Raw genomic sequence first — 20,057 nt, 5'->3', positions numbered from 1 at the left:
TAAAACGTCTTATTGATGGTTTTACTTTATCAAGCCGTATGACTAAGTGCTAGTCTTGTCTATAATTTGAAACAGTGTTATTAGAGGGAGTAAACACTTTTTTAATAAGCCATTACGAACGCATTTGATAACGCGTTCCTTGTACCGCTCCACGCCCACTGGCCTGCTCACCAATCAAATGACGGAGGTGGTCTAATTTAGCGACCGCATGCATCCCCTCTCCGCGCAGCCACATCATCCATTGTTGATCAGAACTTTGTAACCAACCCAGTAATGACAAGCCATGCATCATAATACTATTGGGCAGTTTACGTGCCCGCTCATAGCGCTTGAGTGTCTGACGATGAGCCCATAATCCTCGAGCACGATCATGCAGTAATGCATCCACCAGAACAGCAGCATCCAAGCACCCAAGATTAACACCTTGGCCGGCCATAGGATGAACAACATGTGCAGCATCGCCCACCAAAACCAAACCCTCAAGACTATATTGCTTAGCCTGCTGAGCTTTCAAAGGGAAAATCCCTCGGGATTCAATCGTATCGATTTGACCTAACATATAACCACTGGCATGGGCTAATTCTGCACGTAAAGTCACATCATCCAATGCCATCATGTCTTGCGCCACAATTGCAGGCAGGGTCCAGACAACGGATTGCCAGCAGTCATGTTCAGATTCTACTTGAGTCGGTAAATTCGCTAAGGGCAAAAATGCCAAGGGGCCAGTCGGTAAAAAAACTTGACGCGCAATACCCTCGTTAGGCTTTTCCGTTCGAATCGCACAGGTTACAGCCATCTGCTTGTAATCAAGTAACTCAGTTTGAATCCCAGCAAATTGACGAACTACGGAACCTGCACCATCAGCCCCAATGACTAAAGGAGTCTGATATTGCGTCCCATCAGCAAGGGTAACTTTCCATGTCTGACTCAAACGCTCTAAAGACTGCAAACGCGTTGATTGTAAATAACTAGATCCAAGCCGTTCTTGCAAAACCTCTTGTAAGGCTAACGACAAAACACCAGGCTCAACCATACTACCAAGTAACAGCTGAGTATCGTTAACGGGTAAGTCGTCGTTGTGATGATCCGCACTACCGAAATTAAGAATGCCTCGACCATCCCGTGACCAAACCTGCATGCCTTGATAGGGCGCATGGCGTTGCACGCGGCCCCAGACCTTGGCCCGAGATAAAAGACTTAAACTCGCTGGACTAAGAGCCCATACTCGCGCATCTCTTTTTGCCAATAAATCTTGCGCTCGATCAGTCTCTGTCAGTGCAGGTGCCGCATCGATAACCAAAGGCTTCACACCACCCTCAGCCAATAGCAATGCACAAAGACCACCGACTAAACCACCGCCAACAATGACGACATCTACGGCATGGGGAGCAGTTGTCATACCTTGAGCCCCATTGCATAGTTTGCAACCAATTGCTTCGCACCTGGAATCACATCAAAAGCAACAAGACCGGTATTCCGCGCTAGTCTAAGCAATGGATTACGATTGCTAAAACCACGAACTATTGAATCACAGAAGCGAATGACGCGTTTTTGATCTGTCAAGCGAGATTGTTCATAAGCTTTTAATACCGAAGCTTCCCCCAAATCACGCCCCGCTTGTGCCTGATGAGACAGTGTTTGCGTCAGCACTTGGGCATCACGTATACATAAATTAAAGCCCTGACCTGCAACTGGGTGCAAGGTATGCGCCGCATTTCCCATCAACACCACACGCCCCACTACCTGACGATCGGCAAGGACTTGCGATAAAGGATAGGCAAAGCGTTTTCCAGTTTTTTCAAAACGACCCGCGCGATTGGCAAAAGCCCCTTGTAGTGCATCTAAAAAATGCTGGTCATTCTCGCCTCCAAGCCACGCTTGCTCAGTACCTTTGGGCACGGTCCACACGATGGCACGGCGGTTTAAACCACAAAGCGGTAATAAAGCAAGTGGACCTTGTGGCGCGAAACGCTCGAAGGCTTGCTGCTCATGAGGCAAACTGGTTTGAACCGTCGTAACTAAAGCAACTTGTTCATAATCATGCTCATTGACACCCACACCCAAAGCTTGGCGACAGAAAGAATCACGCCCATCTGCGGCAATAAGCGCTGGTGTTTTGACACTAAAAACTTCGTTCTCGCCGTCACTATTTATTTTGGTAGCCTGAATCGTTGCAAACTGATCATCTTGGGTCAGATGTGTCACGTTTACACCGTCAATCAGGGTAATGAGCGAACTGGCACGAACTTGCGCCAATAAAACACGCCCTAGCCATGCATTCTCAATCACTTGGCCAAAGCTTTCTAGGCCCTCTTGATCAGCACTCAATCGGGCCTTACCAAAACTGCCCTGCTCACTGATATGAATCTGAAAAATTGGGGTTGCAAATTCTTGGAGTTCACTCCACAAGCCCAGATCAGTGAAAATTTGTACTGTACGACGGGATAACGCCGTATTTCTCGCATCGAAGCTGGAATAATACGGCGTATCATTGAAATGCTCAGGATAGCGCACAGCTTCCAAGAGTGTTACAGGTAACCCTTTTTGACCCAACATTAACGCTAAAGTCAGCCCCACCATTCCTCCACCGACAATCAGCAGAGGAACTTTTAAAAGCGGCAAATCCGCCGCCGAACTTTTCAAACCATCACTTGCAGAATCACTTAAAAAATCACTTACGTGAACCATCAGGCTGTCCTTATTATATGAATATCATGATCTACCAAAACGAAATCACTCAAGTGACTCTTGTTTATCTGCTTATGATTTTTGCATAAGCGATTCAATTTCTGCAATCGTTTTAGGGACATCACGCGTCAGAACATCAGGGCCCTTTTCGGTGACCAAAATATCATCTTCGATACGAATACCGATACCACGCCAGCGCGCTTCCACAGTCTCATCATCAATAGCAACATAGAGGCCTGGCTCAACGGTCAACACCATACCGGCTTGTAGAGGACGCCAGTCATCGCCTGCTTTATATGAACCCACATCGTGCACATCCATTCCCAGCCAGTGCCCAGTACCATGCATATAAAAACGACGATGTGCACCTGCTTTAATGAGTGCAGCGACATCTGGCAGCTCTTCGCTCAAAGAGAGCAAGCCTAGCCGAACCAAACCTGTCGTGAGCACTTCGACAGCAACACGATCATAGTCTTTACACGGTAAACCCACTCTGACCGCATCAATAGCTGCTAGCTGTGCATCCAAAACCAATTGATACAGGGCTTTTTGTTCTGGCGAAAACACACCATTCACGGGGAAAGTCCGCGTAATATCCGCTGCATAATGATCCAGTTCCGCCCCTGCATCAATCAACACCAGTTCACCGTCTTTTAAGGGTGCGTTGTTCTCTACATAATGCAGAATACAAGCATTTACACCGCCACCCACAATGCTGTTATAAGCAGTCTGGCATCCGTTTTTACCAAATTCATAGAGCAGCTCTGCTTCAAGCGCATATTCCATCATCTCAGGACGAACCGTTTGCATTGCGCGAACATGGGCATGCGCACTTATTTCTGCAACGCGGCGCATAGTCTTTACTTCATGCTCATCTTTAATCAAACGCATCTCATCCAGAATTGAATCGAGTTGAATGATTTCAATAGGCACCGATCCGCCTTGACGCTGTTTGGACACTGCATTTTTTAACCAGCCACTGACCTTTAAGTCAAATGCACTGTCGTTGCCCAATCGGACATATAAGCGTTTTTTGCCCGCAAGTAGCTTTGTCATCCATACATCGAGCTCATCAATCACATAAGCGACATCAGCACCGTAATGATTTACAGCCCCCGCAGTTCCCGCACGTAATCCATCCCAGATCTCACGCTCACGGTTGCGCTCGCGACAAAATAAACCATAAGAAACTTCTTGATCATCAATCGTCTGAGGATGCTGGATAAAAGCCAAAGCTTCGGGTTCTGCAAAACCAGTCAAATAATAAAAGCTACTATCTGCACGGAAGCGAAAGTCTGCATCACGATTTCGAAGATGAACTTCGCTGGTCGAAATCAACGCAATCGAATCTGGCGTCATCTGCGCAAGTAACTTGGCACGACGTTCAGCATAAACTGGAAGTATTGCAGCTTTTTCGGCAGATGCAGGAATAGCCGTTGTCATTTGATTCATCTAAAAACAGTCCATCATAATTTAATTAAAAAAGAATGACTGACGCGATGAATAAAGCCTGTGCTTAAATCATCACGTCAATCTGCCGATGGATTAGGAAGGTCGCGCTGGATTGAAATGTTCAACGATGGGTGTATCACTGCCTTCGGTATGCGCATGGTCATGATCCGAATCAACATGATCCAGTGCATCGCCTTGCGCATCAACTAAAGGTTTACCAGTCAGCAGTGATGTACTGGCTACCGTAGAACGCTCGCGTCCTAGCGCTAAGCTCACGGGAATCAAGCGTACAAACTCCACCAAATCGGTATAGCTTTCCTCGCCTTCCTCATCATCATCTTCGTCGCTGTACAACAACCCAGCAACATCGCTCAGGCTATGCAAAATCTCTGCCTCATCCTTACGAATGCGACCACCGGTTAAACCAAAGCCCAACAAAACACCACTACACCAATTGGCCAATGCTTCCACACGCTCAATCAAAGGGTGATCGTCATCAGGCAATAGTGGCGCATAGTCCAACGTATCATCCTGCAATGCAGCAGCAGTATCTTCCGCTTCTTCGGTCAGTAAGCGCAGTGCATCTTCTGGCAAAGGCTCAAAGCCGATACGTGCCAAAATTGCCTGCCACTCATCAGACGTCGGAGGCTGGGTCACCACCACGATGCCTGTTAATAAACCATGTAACTCACTGGGACCTGACAAATCAGGTACTTTGGAGAAACGACCATCCCACTCTGTCCATCCGGACTCATCATCATGCATTGCATTACCCTTATCGATACCAAATTGGCATTTGTCACAAAAATCATTATGAAAACAAACCAGTCTTTACCAATCAGCAAAAAGTTAGACTCGATTAGGTTCAATTTTGACTAAAAGCAACCTATATGAAGCTACCTAGTTGACCCAGCTACTCTCTGCCTACTATATTAGCGTCCAACGCAATATAGTGCGACCAAATCATGTTAGCAGAACTCCAACGTCTACAAATACTCATTAAAACGTTAACGCAGCAGTTACAAGACAAACGTCTTGAAAATATACAACTTCAAGCACAACTTGCTACGCCTGTCGTTAATCCTGAAGAACAACAAGCTCGGCTTGCATTGCAACACCAACTCGAACTCTTGCAGGTCGAACATGCACAGAGTGTTAAAGACCAAGAAACGCTTTCGGAGCGACTTGTAGAGCTTGGGCGCAGCCATCAGGACCTCCAGAGTAATCATGAAGGGCTGAAAGCGACTCACACACAACATCAAGTCGAACAAAATCAGCTACGCAGCGAAATTCAGCAGTTGAAACAGACGCTTGAAACAGAACGCGCCGACTTTGCCCAGATCAAAGCTCAGCTTGAAGCAGAGCGCGATGGCTTAGTCCGTAAAAATGAATTTGCAAAGCAAAAAGTAGAAGCGATTATTCACCGATTATCAATGCTGGGTCAGTCGACATCAACTGCAGATACTGCCAATTAATACCCTTTTCTTCCGCGGATACCCCCGCATGATGAAAAAGGAAAAGTAACGAAGGAAAAAGCTCATGCCGACTGAAGTCATTATTTTTGATAAAACCTACAAACTGGAATGTGCCCCAAGCGACGAAGCAAATTTGCATGCTGCAGCGACTGCGCTGGAGACTAAATACCGCGAAGCACGACTTGCGATGCCCCGCCTAGAATCAGAACGTGTCGCGGGTATGGTTGCACTCAACCTGTCTCTTGAATTCGCCAAACTTGAACAGCAGCTTAAAGCACTCTCCGCTGAGCGTGTACAAGAGAAAAATCAAAACTTACAATTAATCCACCAACTCACCAGTGATGTTGAAGCAGCGATAGCGGCTAAATAACTGCCTAGAATTAGATGATTGCATGCAATGCAATGACACTAAAGTTGGTGTAATAAAAAGCAGTCATTACACTTTTTACCAAAGTCCCAAGCCTTTTACTTGCATCTTCTTATCACGGGGTTATACTTATCTCATCTCTGAGGTGCGCGCCAAGTAGCCCAATCCCCTGAGCCGATTTCATCCTATAGGGATGCGCTCTGTTGGTTCTGTGTGCAAGTCTGCCTTGAGTAGAAAGCCTGTGAGCCATCGGCGCCTCCTCCTTGAACCTTATTGGGTTCAAGGGTAACGGTTATTAGCGGCATTCTTGGAGACCTAATTCATTGAATGATTTTAATCTGTGTAAATAATTGAATTTTAAACACTAGCATCGTCGCTGGTGTTTTTTTATGCCCAACTTCAGCCAAATAAAAACCATACCTTATTAGCTAAGATATGGTTTTTATAAATGTTGTTAGGTAAATTCACATACCTATTTAATTTTAATCACCAACTTTTAAATTACCGCCTTTGCCAAGACCACCTTTAACTTGTTGTGCTTTGTAGTTACGCGTTGACCTGACAATGCCGTTATATGAATCCATGAATGCTGCAGCAATCAATTTACCCTGAGCTGTGTTCTGGTAACCGCCTAAGCTACCACCGCCGTTGCGACCAAATAGACCGCCAATCCCAGCCCAATCAGTTTTAGAAGCATTACCTTCCGCTACTGCAAGTTGCACACCTGAACGGTTATCAACCATAGTTAGCATTGTTGTTGCTTGGCGGGATTTAGTACTTGCACCAATTGCACCAATTGCTTGTCCAGCAAAGCCGCCCAATAAACCACCAATTGCACCTGAAAGACCGCCTGCGTTATTTTCATTAAAAACAACTTCTGGCGATAGGCCATAGTCAGAAGAGACCATCTGACCTTTACCATACTTACTCCCTTTACGCATTTCCCCTGAGCTTTCCAAAGCACGCTCACGGTTCATCGCATTCATACCAGCGGCACTACGTTCGACTACAACAAAGCAATTTGATTGCTGAATCATCAAACGAAGTAAGGTAGCTGTTGGTGGAAGATGATATTCTCCTGTTAGTATGGTATACCAACCCGCTGTTTGGTTCTCTACTAAAGAAATGGTTCCAAGAGGTGAATCACATTTTTCTAATTGCGCATTTGCGCCTGTGGCCTGACTACCACCGGCACTCCCCGTTGCAACCATATTCGGATCTTTACCACCCATTTGAATACCGCTTGCACATGCAGTTAGTAGTAATGGTGTAACCACTGCAAAAAGAGATATTTTTTTGATATTCATAACTAAAGCCCCTAATAATTTATCCAGTTAATCCAGATCTTTTTGTCCGGGCACAATATACTTCAAAAAATACAACAAAATAAATCATTTCATAACCATAAATTTTGTAAGGATATGTTTTTAGGTTTAAATTTTAGGTTCTCTGATAATAATTAATTGTTTATTATCAGATAAATAAATCCAATAATGAGGTCAAGTAAAGCTTTGGAATCGCCAATATTTTCCCATCCAGATAGTCAACTATTAAGGCAATATATTCGTCGTCAGCGAAGAGAACTATCAATCCACTACCGTCGTCAAGCAGGGCATGCTGTCGTACGCCACATTCGTAAACAGTCGACATTTATGCATGCAACAAAGATCGGACTCTATATAGATGCATTTGGTGAAATCCCAACACAAAGCTTGATTAAACTGTGCTTGAAACTCAAAAAGTCCATATATTTTCCGGTTGTAATAGCCAAAGATCAACCGCTGGCTTGGGCTCAAGTAAAAGCAAAATATACATCACGAATGACAAGTCACCGCTTTGGTATGAAACAGCCGTCTAAACAGCGCGGGCTATCCGTAATGGATCTAGACGTAATTTTTATGCCATTAGTTGCATATGACGATAAAGGACATCGCTTAGGAATGGGTGGAGGCTTCTATGATCGAAGCTTATCTCGATGTATGGAAAAGCCTTTCAATAACAAGCGCAGTCATAGACAACATTTTAAGAAACCTTATCGTGTTGGGATGGCTTATGATTTTCAACGGGTTGATCTATTAGAAACAAATCCTTGGGATATCTCGCTTCATGCAGTGGTTACACCAACTCAATATCAACGTTTTAATACAGTTGCTCGCGATTCATTTTTGCACTAATTTAACGTGAGTATGGCAAGTAAATTGCTTTTTCTAAAATAGCTATAAATAACCCGCTAGGTAGGTTATTCATAAGTTATTTTTAATTTTCTCGTGTTTGCAACTGTACACAAAAACAGCATACGATCAGTCATCGCAGCAAGATATATGTTTTTTAGCATCGTGTAGCCTTGTAATTTTGCAAACATGCTTTATTAATAAATCATGACAAGCGAATACGCTGATGTTTCATAGGAGTGATTTATGACCGATTCTAAGCAAAACAGCACCGTAAAACACATCCCCGCGACTGACAAAGTTCTACCCCTGTTAGCCTTGCGTGATGTGGTGGTTTACCCGCATATGCAAATTGCGCTATTTGTGGGCAGACCAAAATCTATTCGCGCCGTTGAAATAGCACGCGAAGAAGATGATCTCGTTTTTGTAGTTGCGCAAAAAGATTCGCTAACTGAAGACATTGATGATGGCAACTTATATCAATACGGCACCGTCAGCCGCATTGTACAAGTTGTAAATCATGAAAATGATGACAATTGCATCAAGGTGCTGATTGAAGGTTTATATCGTGCACGTCGCTTGGCAATTATTGACCAAGATGACTATATGCGTGCCGAAACAACCCCAGAGCCGACCCCAATTAAAATCAGTGCAAATGCACAAAAAACTGAACGCGAAGCGTTGCAACAGCTTTTTGCCCAATATGCAGAAGCCAAACTACGTAACAGCCGCGAGTTGATTGCCGCATCTGAAAAAATCACTGATTTGCTCGAAATGATCTATTTCATCGCAACCCGCGCGCCACTGGCGATTGAAGTGAAACAGAAATTTCTGGAAGACGCCAATATTGCCGATCATGTCAAAGAACTGACCGACTATTTATTGCGTCAATCGGAAGAGCAAAAAGTTGAGCAAGGTCTGCATGAGTCGGTTAAACGACAAATGGAAAAGAATCAACGTGAATACTTTCTCAATGAAAAAATGAAAGTGATTCAACGTGAACTTTCCGACATGAATGAAGGCGATACCGATGAAATGGGCGAACTTGAAAAACGCCTGTTTGATGCCGAGTTGCCTGAAGACGTACGCAAAAAAGCAGAGAGTGAATTCAAAAAACTCAAAGCAATGCAACCTGCTTCTAGCGAAGCGGCTGTGGTGCGTAACTATGTCGACTGGATTTTGAATACACCATGGCTCAAGGCTTCGAAAGTATCGATTAAGCTGGATAAAGCTCAAGAAATTCTTGATGAAGATCACTATGGTCTTAAAGAAGTCAAAGAACGCATCGTTGAATTCTTGGCCGTGCAATCTCGCGTTAAACAACTTCGTGGTCCGATCTTGTGTTTGGTTGGCCCTCCCGGTGTTGGTAAAACTTCACTTGGCGAGTCTGTAGCAAAAGCGACTGGGCGTGAGTTTGTTCGCATGGCGCTTGGTGGCGTACGTGACGAAGCCGAGATTCGTGGTCATCGCCGGACTTATATCGGTGCGATGCCCGGTAAGATCGTGCAGCATTTGTCTAAAGTCGGTGTGAAGAACCCACTGTTCTTACTCGATGAGATCGACAAGATGGCACAGGACTATCGTGGCGACCCTGCATCTGCGCTGCTTGAGGTACTTGATCCATCACAGAACCACAAGTTCAATGACCATTATCTCGATATGGACTTAGACTTGTCTGAAGTGATGTTCATCTGTACAGCGAACACCATGAACATTCCTGCTCCACTCTTGGATCGGATGGAAGTGATTCGCTTACCCGGCTACACCGAAGATGAGAAGGTCAATATCGCTGAGCGCTATTTGATTCCTAAAGCAATTAAGACCAATGGCTTGAAACTTAAGGAATTGACGATCGATGAAGGTGCGGTACGTGAATTGATTCGTCGCTATACCCGTGAGGCTGGTGTACGTAATCTTGAGCGTGAAGTATCGAAGATCTGCCGTAAAGTCGTCAAAGAAGCAGTGACCAGCAAGTCTAAGAATGTCCACATCGACGTGAATGAAGCCAACTTGGTGGATTACTCTGGTGTGTATAAATTTGACTTTGGTCGTGCCGAAGAAGATGCACAGATTGGTCGCGTTACCGGTCTTGCATGGACTTCAGTCGGTGGTGAGTTACTGACCATCGAAGCCGCAGCTGTTAAAGGCAAAGGGACCTACACAGCGACTGGTTCACTTGGCGATGTCATGCAAGAGTCGATCAAAGCGGCAATGACTGTGGTGCGCACACGTGGTGATAGTCTGGGAATTCCTTTCGAGAAATTCAGCACGACTGACATCCATGTACACATGCCAGAAGGCGCAACACCGAAAGATGGTCCTTCAGCTGGTATTGGTTTGACTACTGCCCTCGTCTCTGCAATGACTGGCATTCCAGTCCGCGCAGATGTGGCGATGACTGGTGAAGTCACCTTACGCGGATTAGTCTTACCAATCGGTGGCTTGAAAGAAAAACTGCTGGCTGCGCATCGCGGGGGTGTGAAACTGGTGCTGATCCCGACTGAGAATCTTCGTGATCTGCATGAGATTCCAGACAACATCAAAGCGGGTATAGAGATTCGTGCTGTGAAGACCATTGATGAAGTGCTTAAAGCAGCACTTGTTGAGATGCCTACACCGCTACCTATCGAGATCCCTGATGTGGCATTGGTTAAGCCGACTGAAGTTAAAGATGGTGCGAGACACTGATCTAAAGCAGAAGTGATGTAGCATTACGAAAGAAGCCCTCAACTTTGGTTGGGGGCTTTTCTTTTGATTGACCCTTTGGATGGTTATGGCTATATTCTTAGCTTATAGGATTTAAATAATTTTCATCAAGGATTTAAAACACTTTAAACAATATTTACAGGGGGTTAAAAATGTCAGAAAAGAAACATTACTTATATTTGCAGCATAGCGAGTCAGTCGTTGCCTCAATGTCCGCCACTATATTCTCATCCCTGATCCAAACTAATCCACTTAATGATGACAATGAAAATGAACTCATAGAAAAGTCTGTAGCGCTTGCAATTAAACTAGCGGAGCTTTCGGACAAATTGGTTGAGAGTGATGAGGAGTGGGTGAAGGATAGGAAGTGATCTTTTCTTTACCAATTACGGCTAAGAAAGGATTTCGCAGCATTTACCTATAATACTTAATTTAAATCAAACCTATAAAGTATACTTAAGAAATCAAATCTTTCTATATGAGTACTAAATACGCTTATTCACCAATAATTGTTTCTATCTGCGAATTTTCAGAAATTAGAAAAACTCGTATTCCAATATCGCCTCCATCATCTCATGGTCAAGACCTATTCCCTGTATTCAATGAGACATGGTACAAAGGATTGCGCCATGCTATTGTCCCAGTATTGCTAAAAGATGCTAATAGATTAATAGGAATGGGAACAGCATTTCATGTAGATGGCTGGGGTACATTTCTCACTGCTGACCATGTCATAGATGCTGCCCGAAAACATGTAAGGCCTTCAACAAATAGTGAAGAAGTGAACTTCTTATACGAAGGCTCCGATATATATCCGATATTACTTCTTGGAATTAGAGGTGTCGTATTTGGCAGATTCAAAATTCCTGATAAAGCCCTTGCCTCTGTTGCCAGCATTCACTCCCATTTAAGGAAGCGAGACGATCCGCTCGCAGACTTGAGAGGTGAACAGGAATTCGAGGCAGTCTCTGACATTGCAATAATGAGATTAGCAGACAAAATTCCCACTGATATGATCGGGACAGTTCCAATTCGACTTTCCGGCTGGAATCCGAAGATAGGTGAGACAGTAATAGCTTTCGGTTTTCCAGATTTAAAATGTGAACCTATTAATGAAGAACGGCTTCAGTATTTTTTATCTGATGGAATGTCAGCATCTTATGGACGAATAATTGCTTTACATCCCGAAGGCAGAGGAAATTCAACACCTATAATTGAGGTGGAAGCTAACTGGCCAAGTGGAATGAGTGGAGGACCTGTATTTAATAAAGATGGAGAGGTGATTGGCATTGTTAGCCGCTCTGTTGGAGCTATTGATAATGAGAAGGGAAATGGGTGTGCAGTACATTTTGAATTAATCCCATGGATAAATGTTTTAATTCCATCTTTGGATAAAATCAACCCAGGCTGGAGATTGAGTTGGGCAGTACAAAATAAAATAACAAAGATACCAGAATATTTTTTTAAAGAAAAAGAAGATGCTATAACACATCAAATCAGTCTAGGTGGCTCTTATCAAGTGGTATTTGGATCAAATCGAATTGGATCAAATGACTTCATTATATTGGATGACTGTAGCTATCAAAACACAATATGAAAGCCCATCTGGCTCATTTCTTGCTAACGATTCCCCATCGTTGTCCCTCATTCAGAGATTAGTTATCTGAAAATCAGATGAATGAAAAGTTATATTTCTTGAATCGCTTAAGCCTAGCAGGATATATTCACCCCCTTATACCGTCTTTGACCATCTGGAAGACAGTTTTCGAAATTCAATTGGAGTACATTTGTGAGCGTGCAACCGCAAGCCAACAATAAATCACGCGTAGAGCTCACTATACGCGGCATCATTATCGGCATCATCATTACCATCGTCTTTACTGCAGCAAATGTGTTTTTCGGACTCAAAGTTGGACTGACATTTTCAACATCGATTCCCGCCGCTGTGATATCCATGGCGCTCTTACGTAAATTTAGAGACTCAACAATCCAAGAAAACAACATCGTGCAAACGATGGCCTCAGCAGCAGGAACCCTCTCCTCGATTATCTTCGTCCTCCCCGGCATGATCATGATCGGTTGCTGGACTGGTTTTCCTTTCTGGATCTCGTTTTCTGTCTGTGCACTCGGCGGTATTCTCGGCGTCATGTATTCGATTCCCCTACGCCGTGCTTTAGTCACCAACTCTGATCTCCCCTATCCTGAAGGGGTCGCCTGTGCTGAAGTTCTAAAAGTCAGTAGCACGGATGTAGAAGGGAACAAAACAGGCTTACTGGCGTTGATCTACGGCTCTATCGTTTCCTCAGTCTTTGCAGTGATCGTCGCTACCAAAGTGTTTGCCAGTGATGTCGCGCATTACTTTAATGTCGGCAATAAAGGCTCAGTCACCGGCTTTGACTTCAACCTCTCCTTTGCATTGTTTGCAATCGGGCATTTGTGTGGTCTAGCTGTCGGTATTGCCATGTTAGTGGGTGCAATCATTGGTTGGGGTTGGGGTGTACCGCACTTCTCATTGGTTGAGCCCGTCACCAGTGGCATCGCTGATCTTGCCCAAGCGACTTGGAGCCATAAAGTTCGTTTCGTGGGTGCCGGTGCTATCGGTATTGCCGCGCTGTGGACGCTTGGCAAGCTGATTAAACCTGTTATCAGCGGACTAACTTCAGCCATTGTCGCTGCACGGGTTCGCAAGTCAGGCCAAGCGGATACATTACCGCGAACCGAACAAGATATCCCCATTGGGATTGTGGGTTTAATCACATTGGTGTGCTGCGTGCCTATACTCTACTTGCTTGGCTATTTCAGCATGACCAATGGCTTAGGGGATCATGTTGCCGTATTGGCAATTGGTGGCTTGGCTTATGTCATTTTGATGGGTTTCTTCGTTTCGACGATTTGTGGCTATATGGCGGGTCTCATTGGTTCATCCAATAGTCCACTCTCCGGCGTAGGTATTCTTGTCGTTATCGGTGCAGCGTTGCTACTGACTATCGGTGTAAAACCTTATGTAGGCCCTGAAGCCGGTAAAGCACTCGTTGCATTCGCGCTCTTCACCACGGCTGTGATCTTCTCGGTTGCATCGATTGCCAATAACAATCTGCAAGATCTAAAAACAGGTCAATTGGTTGATGCAACGCCGTGGAAACAGCAGGTGGTCCTCATCATTGGCGTGATCGCAGGGGCGGCAGTTATTCCTCCAGTATTGGACTTGCTGAACCATGCATACGGTTTTGCTGGTGTACCGGGTGCTAATCCCGCTACGGCATTACCTGCACCTCAAGCAGGGTTAATTTCAGCTTTGGCGCAAGGTGTGATTCAAAATAATATTGACTGGAGCCTCATTGGTATCGGCATAGCCATCGGCATAACGTTGATCATCATTGATGAAGTACTTAAACGTACTACCCTTCATATGAGCATCCCACCGCTTGCTGTTGGTCTAGGCATTTACCTGCCCACACAAAGCACATTGATGATTGTGGTCGGTGCAGTGGTCGGTTGGTATTTCAATAAGCGTGCACAACGCTCTGCCAATCCAGAAGCAACACAGCAACTCGGCGTATTGCTCGCATCGGGACTTATTGTTGGTGAGAGTGTGGTTGGGGTTGTGATTGCAGCGATTGTGGCTTTCTCTGGTGTAGCAGCACCTTTGGCACTGGTGGGATCTGATTTTGAAACGGCATCCATCTGGATTGGTGGCGGCGTTTTTGCACTGTCGATTGCCTTTTTATATCATTGGTTAAGCCAGCACTCCAAGAAACACTAATCACATGAATCTAGAGGGTGGCCTGCCATCCTCTAGATCATTCTCAATGCCCTGATCAAAAGCCGAGTTGTCTACCCGCTAGGTCCTTCATAATCTCTTCAGCACCGCCGCCAATCATATTCACTTTTACATCACGATAAATGCGCTCAATCCGCGTACCCCGCATAAAACCCATCCCGCCTAGAGTCTGCACACCGGCATCAGCACAGAACTGCATCGTACGTGTCGCAACATTCTTGAGCATGCACAATTGGGCAATCAACTCACTCCCCTGCTGATCGGGCTGGCCCAAACGCCAAGCGGTGTCTTCCAGCAATGCACGTGTCGCTGCAAGTTGTGTCGCCATATCGACGAGTTTGTGACGCATAACTTGATGATCAATCAAACGTTTTCCGAAGGTTTTACGCTGCTGAGCCCACTCCAAAGCCTCTTCGTAACATACCAATGCAAAACCATAGGAAGAAGCCGCCAAGAAAAACCGCTCCATATTGAAGTTATTCATAATCACGAAGAACCCCATATTCTCGGCACCCAGTAGATTTGAGGCAGGCACACGCACATTATCAAAGTGGATCTGAGCCGTATCTGATGCCCACCAACCCGTTTTGTGGAGCTGCGTTTTAGTAATTCCAGGACTATGGGCATCGATCAGTAGCATCGAAATGCCAGCCGCACCTTTGGCATTGGGATCAGTGCGCACAGCCACTGAGTAATAATCAGCGCGCATTCCCGACGTGATATAGATTTTCTCACCAGTCACAAGGAAATCATCACCATCACGCACAGCACGCGTTTGCAGCGCAGCCACATCGGAGCCACCATTCGGCTCAGTAATCGCCAAAGCAGAAATTTTTTCGCCACTTAATATACTTGGCAATACGCGCGCTTTAACCTCATCACTGGCGAAATGTTGAATAGGCGGAGCCCCGATGCTATGAGACAACAGTGAAGCACAGATTCCGCCTGACCCTGCTTTGGCCAGTTCGATGGATGACAGCAGGACATAAAATGCATCAGTTTTGCCTACGCCACCGTATTGTTCATCAAAGCCAAGGCCTAGCAAGCCGACATCAGCAGCTTTCTTGTAAAGCTCACGTGGGAAGGTTTCAGCCTCTTCCCAGTCATGGGCAAATGGGGTGATTTCTTGTGCTGTAAATTTGCGAATGGTGTCCGCAAAGGCGATGTGGTCTGGGGTGTAATAATTTGGATTAAGTGGTTGCATAGTCATATGAACAGCTAAAAAAGAATTGCATCGATTTTGCCATGCGACCATGAGGTTTTGGGTTGCCTGAATGCTCAAAGTCGGATGATCAATTTGGCAAGTCTAGGGCTTTATTTTTTAACGCTATGGCTAAACAAAAAAATAGGATGGAGATTCATGGAATGCTCCATCCTAACTTAAGCCTTCCCCCCTTGCGGAAGAAGACTTAAAACGAGACTTACTTATTCTCGCCCGCTTTATGCAACATCAACCCATTATGTAGTTGATAGCTTGCACCTTGATAATAGGACAGCGTATCGTCAACCAATGCAGGATCTGCAGTACGATCATGAATCGTCGGTACAGTCTTCACGTCTTCCAATACATCGACTTTTTTGTTTGGAGACAAAATCGCCATTTTATTGTCACGATACAGTGCAACTTTCTGATAAGTACCCATCAGCGCACGCCCGCCCTCTTCAGGTTTCATGCGTAATACGTCTTTACCGAAGAAACGTGACACATAAGAGCTATTCATTAAGCCCATGATCGTTGGCGCAACGTCAATCTGATTGGTGATGGCATTAAACTGCCCTGGCTTGACGTGCTTAGGTGAATAGATAAACAGCGGGATGTGATAACGCTCAAGCGGCAGGTCTGATTTACCTGCAGAACCAGCACAATGATCCGCAACGATGATAAATATCGTGTCGTCGAACCAAGGTTTCTTGCGTGAATCTTCAATGAATTTATTGATCGCGTAATCGGTATACTTCACCGCACCCTCATAATGTCCCGATGGAGAGTCAACACGACCCTCTGGGAACGTATAAGGACGATGATTACTGGTTGTCATGATAAAGGAATAAAAGGGCTTTTTCGCCTGATAGGATTTATCCGCTTCGCGACTTGCACGCAAGAATGAATATTCATCCGCAACACCCCAGACATTCCCGAAAACACTTTCGTCTTTTGCATAGGAATTACGGTCAACAATATCAAAACCATTATGACTAAAGAAATAGTTCATATTGTCAAAGTAACCATACCCACCATAGATAAACTTGCTGTCGTAACCTTTGTCACGGAGTAAGCTGCCGAGTGAGAACAAACCTTCATTATGTGGACGGTGAATAACAGACTGACCCGGTGTAGGCGGAATGGATAAGGTCAATGCCTCCATGCCACGGACGGTACGATTCCCTGTGGCATAAAAATTATTGAAGAACAAACTATTATTTGCCAGTTCATCCAGATGCGGGGTGAGGTTAAGCTTGTTACCAAAACGCGTCATGTAGTCACCGCTCAGTGACTCAACAACGATCATCATGACATTCAGTTTTTTCTCAGGACCGACATTACTCACTTGCCGACTAATATCAAAAGGGACTGTACTAGTGAAAGTTTGATTATCTTGCTTCACCAATCCTCGTAAACGTTGATCAAGGACCTGCTTATCACCCGTCTGATAGAACTGTTCATAGTCCAGCTCATTGGCAAAGAAAGCATAGAAAAATTGATAAGGTCCATTTTTGGCCAGTTCATTCTTATAGTTATTTTCAGAAACATGGCTAAAGGTTTCACTGGTTAAAGCCAAGTAACAACCCGTTGGAATAAGCAAAAGGATTAACGCACCCACTAAGCGCTTCTTGAGCGAAGTCGTTGCTTTTAATGCCAAATCAATCGGACGCTTAATGATAACAAAAACAATCAGTGTGCAAATCGCAACGCCTGTCAGCAATAAAGGCACAGGATAAGATTCAGAAATATTCCCCGTCACCTCACGACGATAGACCAGATAATCAACGGAAATAAAATTGAAACGGACCTGAAACTCATCCCAGAACAGCCATTCGGAGACCATGTCAAAAAAGATAAGACCAATCACCAATATCGCAATGATATAAGCAATATAACGATGGATTCGACCTTGATAACGCTTATTCGGCAATAGTGCTAAATAGATTACAACAGGGATCAAAAGATAACTTAAAAAAGCCAAGTCATAGATCAAACCTGCACCATAGATCAGCGGAATATCCAATACCTTTAAATCAAGAACCGCAATATTGTTGATCAACAATGCAGTTCGTAAAATGAGAAATAACACGCAAGCCGTAATGGCGAGGATGAATACAATACCGAAACGTGAATCGAGAATCCGTTTCATTCAAAATCTCCGAAACCCAAGCTAATAGGTTGATTAAATAATGCTTCTTTTGTTGGTGTTTTCAGAACACAAATGAAGAAACGTAATAACGTAATAATGCCCCAATGACTTAAATGCGAGTCGATGAAAATTTCTCTAATGCATCCCGTACAGGTTTAAATGAACGTCGATGACTATCGATCGCGCCATGGGTCATCAACGCAGCAACATGCGCTGCGGTGGGATAACCTTTGTGCTTGGCAAAGCCATACATTGGGTAGGTGATATCCAACGCTTCAAGCTGACGATCACGTGTGACTTTAGCCAGAATACTGGCTGCACCGATACATGCCTCTAAACCATCACCACCGACCAACGCTTGGCTGGGTACATGGATATCAGGACATCGATTCCCATCAATCAATGCCAGACGCGGCATAATGGGTAAACCATGGACGGCTCGTCGCATGGCCAGCATCGTGGCATGCAAAATATTGAGTTCATCTATCTCTGCCGGCGTTGCTTCAGCGATGCAATAGGCTGCCGCATTCTCAATGATCAGATCAAATAAGCGATTGCGCTGCTTTTCGGTTAATTTTTTGGAATCATTAATGCCTAGAATCGGGCGGCTAGGATCCAAAATTACGGCTGCTGCAACCACTGAGCCAACCAACGGTCCTCGCCCTGCTTCGTCCACACCGGCGATACAAAAATCCAAAGGCACCTGAATCGCTTGAACGGAACGTTCCAATACACCAATGCCGTGCATATTACTATTGCTAATGATTAATGGGTCGTTGGAATTGTTGTTAAACAGTGGCATCGACTCTCTCCTTTGGCAAAAGAGCAAGAACCGCCTCTGCAGCAGAGCTTACATTTTCACTTTTCAAACGTGTATGAATGCGCTCCAGCTCCACATGCTGTGTCTGCCAAGGCCCCAAACGGAAATGAGGATCACTGAGTAAATTTTTCATCTCAGCAACAACATTACTGACCGTCGCTTGTGATTGAATAAGCTCTGGAACTAAACGTCGGCCTGCCAAGATATTTGGTAGTGAAAGCCATGGAATCTTAATCATCCAGCGTACAAACAAATAGGTTAACCAATGTACTCGTCCAACGACGACCATTGGCCTACCCAGTAACAGTGCTTCAAGCGTTGCCGTTCCGGAAGCCAACATTACAATGTCGCTGGCAGCCATCACACGACGTCCGAGATTTCCAGATAACATGGCACGATCATCGGGCTCAAGCACTTGTACAGCCTGCTGAATAGCCTGTGGCTGATCTGCAACCAAAGCCTTGATCTGAGTCAACCTGGCTTCATTTGCTGCAGGAATCATAAAACGTAAACCAGGGAACTGCTTTAACAACTGCCCTGCACTTTCAAGCAAGATGCCTCCAACTTGCGCCACCTCGCTTGAACGACTTCCCGGCAGTAAGCCAATAATGGCTTGCTCTGGGGCAATACCCAGTTCCTGCTTCCCTGTTTCTACTTGATGGTCTAGGGGCAACAGCCGCGCTAAAGGATGACCAACAAAAACAGCATGCACATCGTGCTTGGTATAAAAGTCGACTTCAAAAGGCAGCAAGCACAAAACTAAATCGACAGAAGCACCAATACTCACAACACGGCCCTGCCGCCATGCCCATACCGATGGACTGACATATTGCACAGTCTTGATGAGGTGAGAATTTGAAAGATTTTGATTTTCAGCATTTTGCTGACGATCTTTTAACTTCTTAGACAGGCGCAGATTAAAGTCCGGCGCATCAACACCAATAAAAACATCTATTTTCTCTTGCTCAAATGTTTCAACCAATCCATCTCTGATTCGAAATAGCTCTGGAAGTCGGCCCAATACTTCAAACAAACCAAATAATGACAGTCTTTCCAGTGGATACAAACTGGTCAAGCCTTCGGCTTGCATCTGTGGTCCACCAATACCTAGAAATCGTGCATCAGGATGCGTTTTTTTTATTTCGCGAATGAGATCAGCGCCCAGAGTATCTCCTGATAACTCCCCAGCGACCATTCCAATAGTTAACATACCACGCGATCCACACTATAAATATTCTTTAGTT

At 44.9% G+C, this 20,057-nt stretch carries 16 protein-coding genes and 1 other RNA gene; 8 read left to right on the top strand and 9 right to left on the bottom strand.

What is annotated here, in order from left to right:
- Positions 1-112: 112 nt before the first annotated feature.
- From HYN46_RS06150 to HYN46_RS06135, 4 genes are all read right to left on the bottom strand, one after another.
- The gene (locus HYN46_RS06150) at positions 113-1,399 is read right to left on the bottom strand and encodes an FAD-dependent monooxygenase (RefSeq protein ID WP_114898556.1); all 1,287 of its coding nucleotides are present in this window, start codon (positions 1,397-1,399) and stop codon (positions 113-115) included.
- Complete coding sequence (locus tag HYN46_RS06145; RefSeq protein ID WP_407640792.1) at positions 1,396-2,580, bottom strand: FAD-dependent monooxygenase; 1,185 nt, start codon at positions 2,578-2,580, stop codon at positions 1,396-1,398. The genes HYN46_RS06150 and HYN46_RS06145 overlap by 4 nt, the downstream gene beginning before the upstream one ends.
- 180 nt (positions 2,581-2,760) lie before the next feature.
- Positions 2,761-4,131: an aminopeptidase P N-terminal domain-containing protein gene (locus HYN46_RS06140; protein WP_114900646.1), complete on the bottom strand. Its 1,371-nt coding sequence runs from the start codon at positions 4,129-4,131 to the stop codon at positions 2,761-2,763.
- Positions 4,132-4,233: 102 nt separating this feature from the next.
- A complete protein-coding gene (locus HYN46_RS06135) occupies positions 4,234-4,905 on the bottom strand; it encodes a UPF0149 family protein (protein ID WP_114898554.1) in 672 nt (223 codons plus the stop codon).
- Between the two features lie 200 nt (positions 4,906-5,105).
- On the opposite strand from HYN46_RS06135, the gene HYN46_RS06130 reads away from it, so the two are divergent.
- From HYN46_RS06130 to ssrS, 3 genes are all read left to right on the top strand, one after another.
- Positions 5,106-5,615, top strand: a complete 510-nt coding sequence (locus HYN46_RS06130) for a hypothetical protein (RefSeq protein ID WP_114898553.1) — start codon at positions 5,106-5,108, stop codon at positions 5,613-5,615.
- 64 nt (positions 5,616-5,679) lie between these two features.
- Positions 5,680-5,985, top strand: coding sequence for a cell division protein ZapA (locus HYN46_RS06125; protein ID WP_114898552.1), 306 nt, complete (start codon positions 5,680-5,682; stop codon positions 5,983-5,985).
- Between the two features lie 131 nt (positions 5,986-6,116).
- A non-coding RNA gene (gene ssrS, locus HYN46_RS06120) (6S RNA) lies at positions 6,117-6,300 on the top strand.
- A 164-nt stretch (positions 6,301-6,464) separates the two neighbouring features.
- Here the strand turns inward: ssrS and HYN46_RS06115 are convergent.
- Positions 6,465-7,289, bottom strand: coding sequence for a CsgG/HfaB family protein (locus HYN46_RS06115; RefSeq protein ID WP_114898551.1), 825 nt, complete (start codon positions 7,287-7,289; stop codon positions 6,465-6,467).
- A 204-nt stretch (positions 7,290-7,493) separates the two neighbouring features.
- Here HYN46_RS06115 and HYN46_RS06110 point away from each other — a divergent pair, with 204 nt between their 5' ends.
- From HYN46_RS06110 to HYN46_RS06090, 5 genes are all read left to right on the top strand, one after another.
- Positions 7,494-8,156 (top strand): 5-formyltetrahydrofolate cyclo-ligase, encoded by a 663-nt coding sequence (locus HYN46_RS06110; protein WP_228254905.1) that lies wholly within the window; start codon positions 7,494-7,496, stop codon positions 8,154-8,156.
- 243 nt (positions 8,157-8,399) lie between these two features.
- Complete coding sequence (gene lon, locus HYN46_RS06105) at positions 8,400-10,841, top strand: endopeptidase La (protein ID WP_114898549.1); 2,442 nt, start codon at positions 8,400-8,402, stop codon at positions 10,839-10,841.
- 170 nt (positions 10,842-11,011) lie between these two features.
- Complete coding sequence (locus HYN46_RS06100) at positions 11,012-11,230, top strand: hypothetical protein (protein WP_114898548.1); 219 nt, start codon at positions 11,012-11,014, stop codon at positions 11,228-11,230.
- Between the two features lie 107 nt (positions 11,231-11,337).
- Positions 11,338-12,456 (top strand): S1 family peptidase, encoded by a 1,119-nt coding sequence (locus HYN46_RS06095; protein WP_114898547.1) that lies wholly within the window; start codon positions 11,338-11,340, stop codon positions 12,454-12,456.
- Positions 12,457-12,648: 192 nt separating this feature from the next.
- Complete coding sequence (locus HYN46_RS06090) at positions 12,649-14,622, top strand: OPT family oligopeptide transporter (protein ID WP_228254904.1); 1,974 nt, start codon at positions 12,649-12,651, stop codon at positions 14,620-14,622.
- A gap of 55 nt (positions 14,623-14,677) precedes the next feature.
- Here the strand turns inward: HYN46_RS06090 and HYN46_RS06085 are convergent, their stop codons facing one another.
- From HYN46_RS06085 to lpxB, 4 genes are all read right to left on the bottom strand, one after another.
- Positions 14,678-15,844, bottom strand: coding sequence for an acyl-CoA dehydrogenase family protein (locus HYN46_RS06085; RefSeq protein WP_114900644.1), 1,167 nt, complete (start codon positions 15,842-15,844; stop codon positions 14,678-14,680).
- Positions 15,845-16,061: 217 nt separating this feature from the next.
- Positions 16,062-17,993 (bottom strand): LTA synthase family protein, encoded by a 1,932-nt coding sequence (locus tag HYN46_RS06080; RefSeq protein ID WP_114898546.1) that lies wholly within the window; start codon positions 17,991-17,993, stop codon positions 16,062-16,064.
- Between the two features lie 109 nt (positions 17,994-18,102).
- Positions 18,103-18,795: a ribonuclease HII gene (rnhB, locus tag HYN46_RS06075; RefSeq protein ID WP_228254903.1), complete on the bottom strand. Its 693-nt coding sequence runs from the start codon at positions 18,793-18,795 to the stop codon at positions 18,103-18,105.
- Entirely contained in the window at positions 18,782-20,023 is a 1,242-nt protein-coding gene (gene lpxB / locus HYN46_RS06070; RefSeq protein WP_114898545.1) for a lipid-A-disaccharide synthase, read from the bottom strand. The genes rnhB and lpxB overlap by 14 nt, the downstream gene beginning before the upstream one ends.
- Positions 20,024-20,057: the final 34 nt, after the last annotated feature.

It is taken from the genome of Aquirhabdus parva, assembly GCF_003351745.1.
GTDB lineage: Bacteria > Pseudomonadota > Gammaproteobacteria > Pseudomonadales > Moraxellaceae > Aquirhabdus > Aquirhabdus parva.
Note: the sequence above shows the minus strand (reverse complement) of the source record. Positions and strands in the feature narration are given on the sequence as shown.

What these genes read in the sequence shown, in the direction of transcription:
- HYN46_RS06095 (WP_114898547.1), top strand. Translation starts at nt 11,338, where the DNA reads ATGAGTACTAAATACGCTTATTCACCAATAATTGTTTCTATCTGCGAA.
- lon (WP_114898549.1), top strand. Translation starts at nt 8,400, where the DNA reads ATGACCGATTCTAAGCAAAACAGCACCGTAAAACACATCCCCGCGACT.
- HYN46_RS06135 (WP_114898554.1), bottom strand. Translation starts at nt 4,905, where the DNA reads ATGCATGATGATGAGTCCGGATGGACAGAGTGGGATGGTCGTTTCTCC.
- HYN46_RS06085 (WP_114900644.1), bottom strand. Translation starts at nt 15,844, where the DNA reads ATGCAACCACTTAATCCAAATTATTACACCCCAGACCACATCGCCTTT.
- HYN46_RS06125 (WP_114898552.1), top strand. Translation starts at nt 5,680, where the DNA reads ATGCCGACTGAAGTCATTATTTTTGATAAAACCTACAAACTGGAATGT.
- rnhB (WP_228254903.1), bottom strand. Translation starts at nt 18,795, where the DNA reads ATGCCACTGTTTAACAACAATTCCAACGACCCATTAATCATTAGCAAT.
- HYN46_RS06145 (WP_407640792.1), bottom strand. Translation starts at nt 2,580, where the DNA reads ATGGTGGGGCTGACTTTAGCGTTAATGTTGGGTCAAAAAGGGTTACCT.
- HYN46_RS06150 (WP_114898556.1), bottom strand. Translation starts at nt 1,399, where the DNA reads ATGACAACTGCTCCCCATGCCGTAGATGTCGTCATTGTTGGCGGTGGT.
- HYN46_RS06130 (WP_114898553.1), top strand. Translation starts at nt 5,106, where the DNA reads ATGTTAGCAGAACTCCAACGTCTACAAATACTCATTAAAACGTTAACG.
- HYN46_RS06115 (WP_114898551.1), bottom strand. Translation starts at nt 7,289, where the DNA reads ATGAATATCAAAAAAATATCTCTTTTTGCAGTGGTTACACCATTACTA.
- lpxB (WP_114898545.1), bottom strand. Translation starts at nt 20,023, where the DNA reads ATGTTAACTATTGGAATGGTCGCTGGGGAGTTATCAGGAGATACTCTG.
- HYN46_RS06080 (WP_114898546.1), bottom strand. Translation starts at nt 17,993, where the DNA reads ATGAAACGGATTCTCGATTCACGTTTCGGTATTGTATTCATCCTCGCC.
- HYN46_RS06140 (WP_114900646.1), bottom strand. Translation starts at nt 4,131, where the DNA reads ATGACAACGGCTATTCCTGCATCTGCCGAAAAAGCTGCAATACTTCCA.
- HYN46_RS06100 (WP_114898548.1), top strand. Translation starts at nt 11,012, where the DNA reads ATGTCAGAAAAGAAACATTACTTATATTTGCAGCATAGCGAGTCAGTC.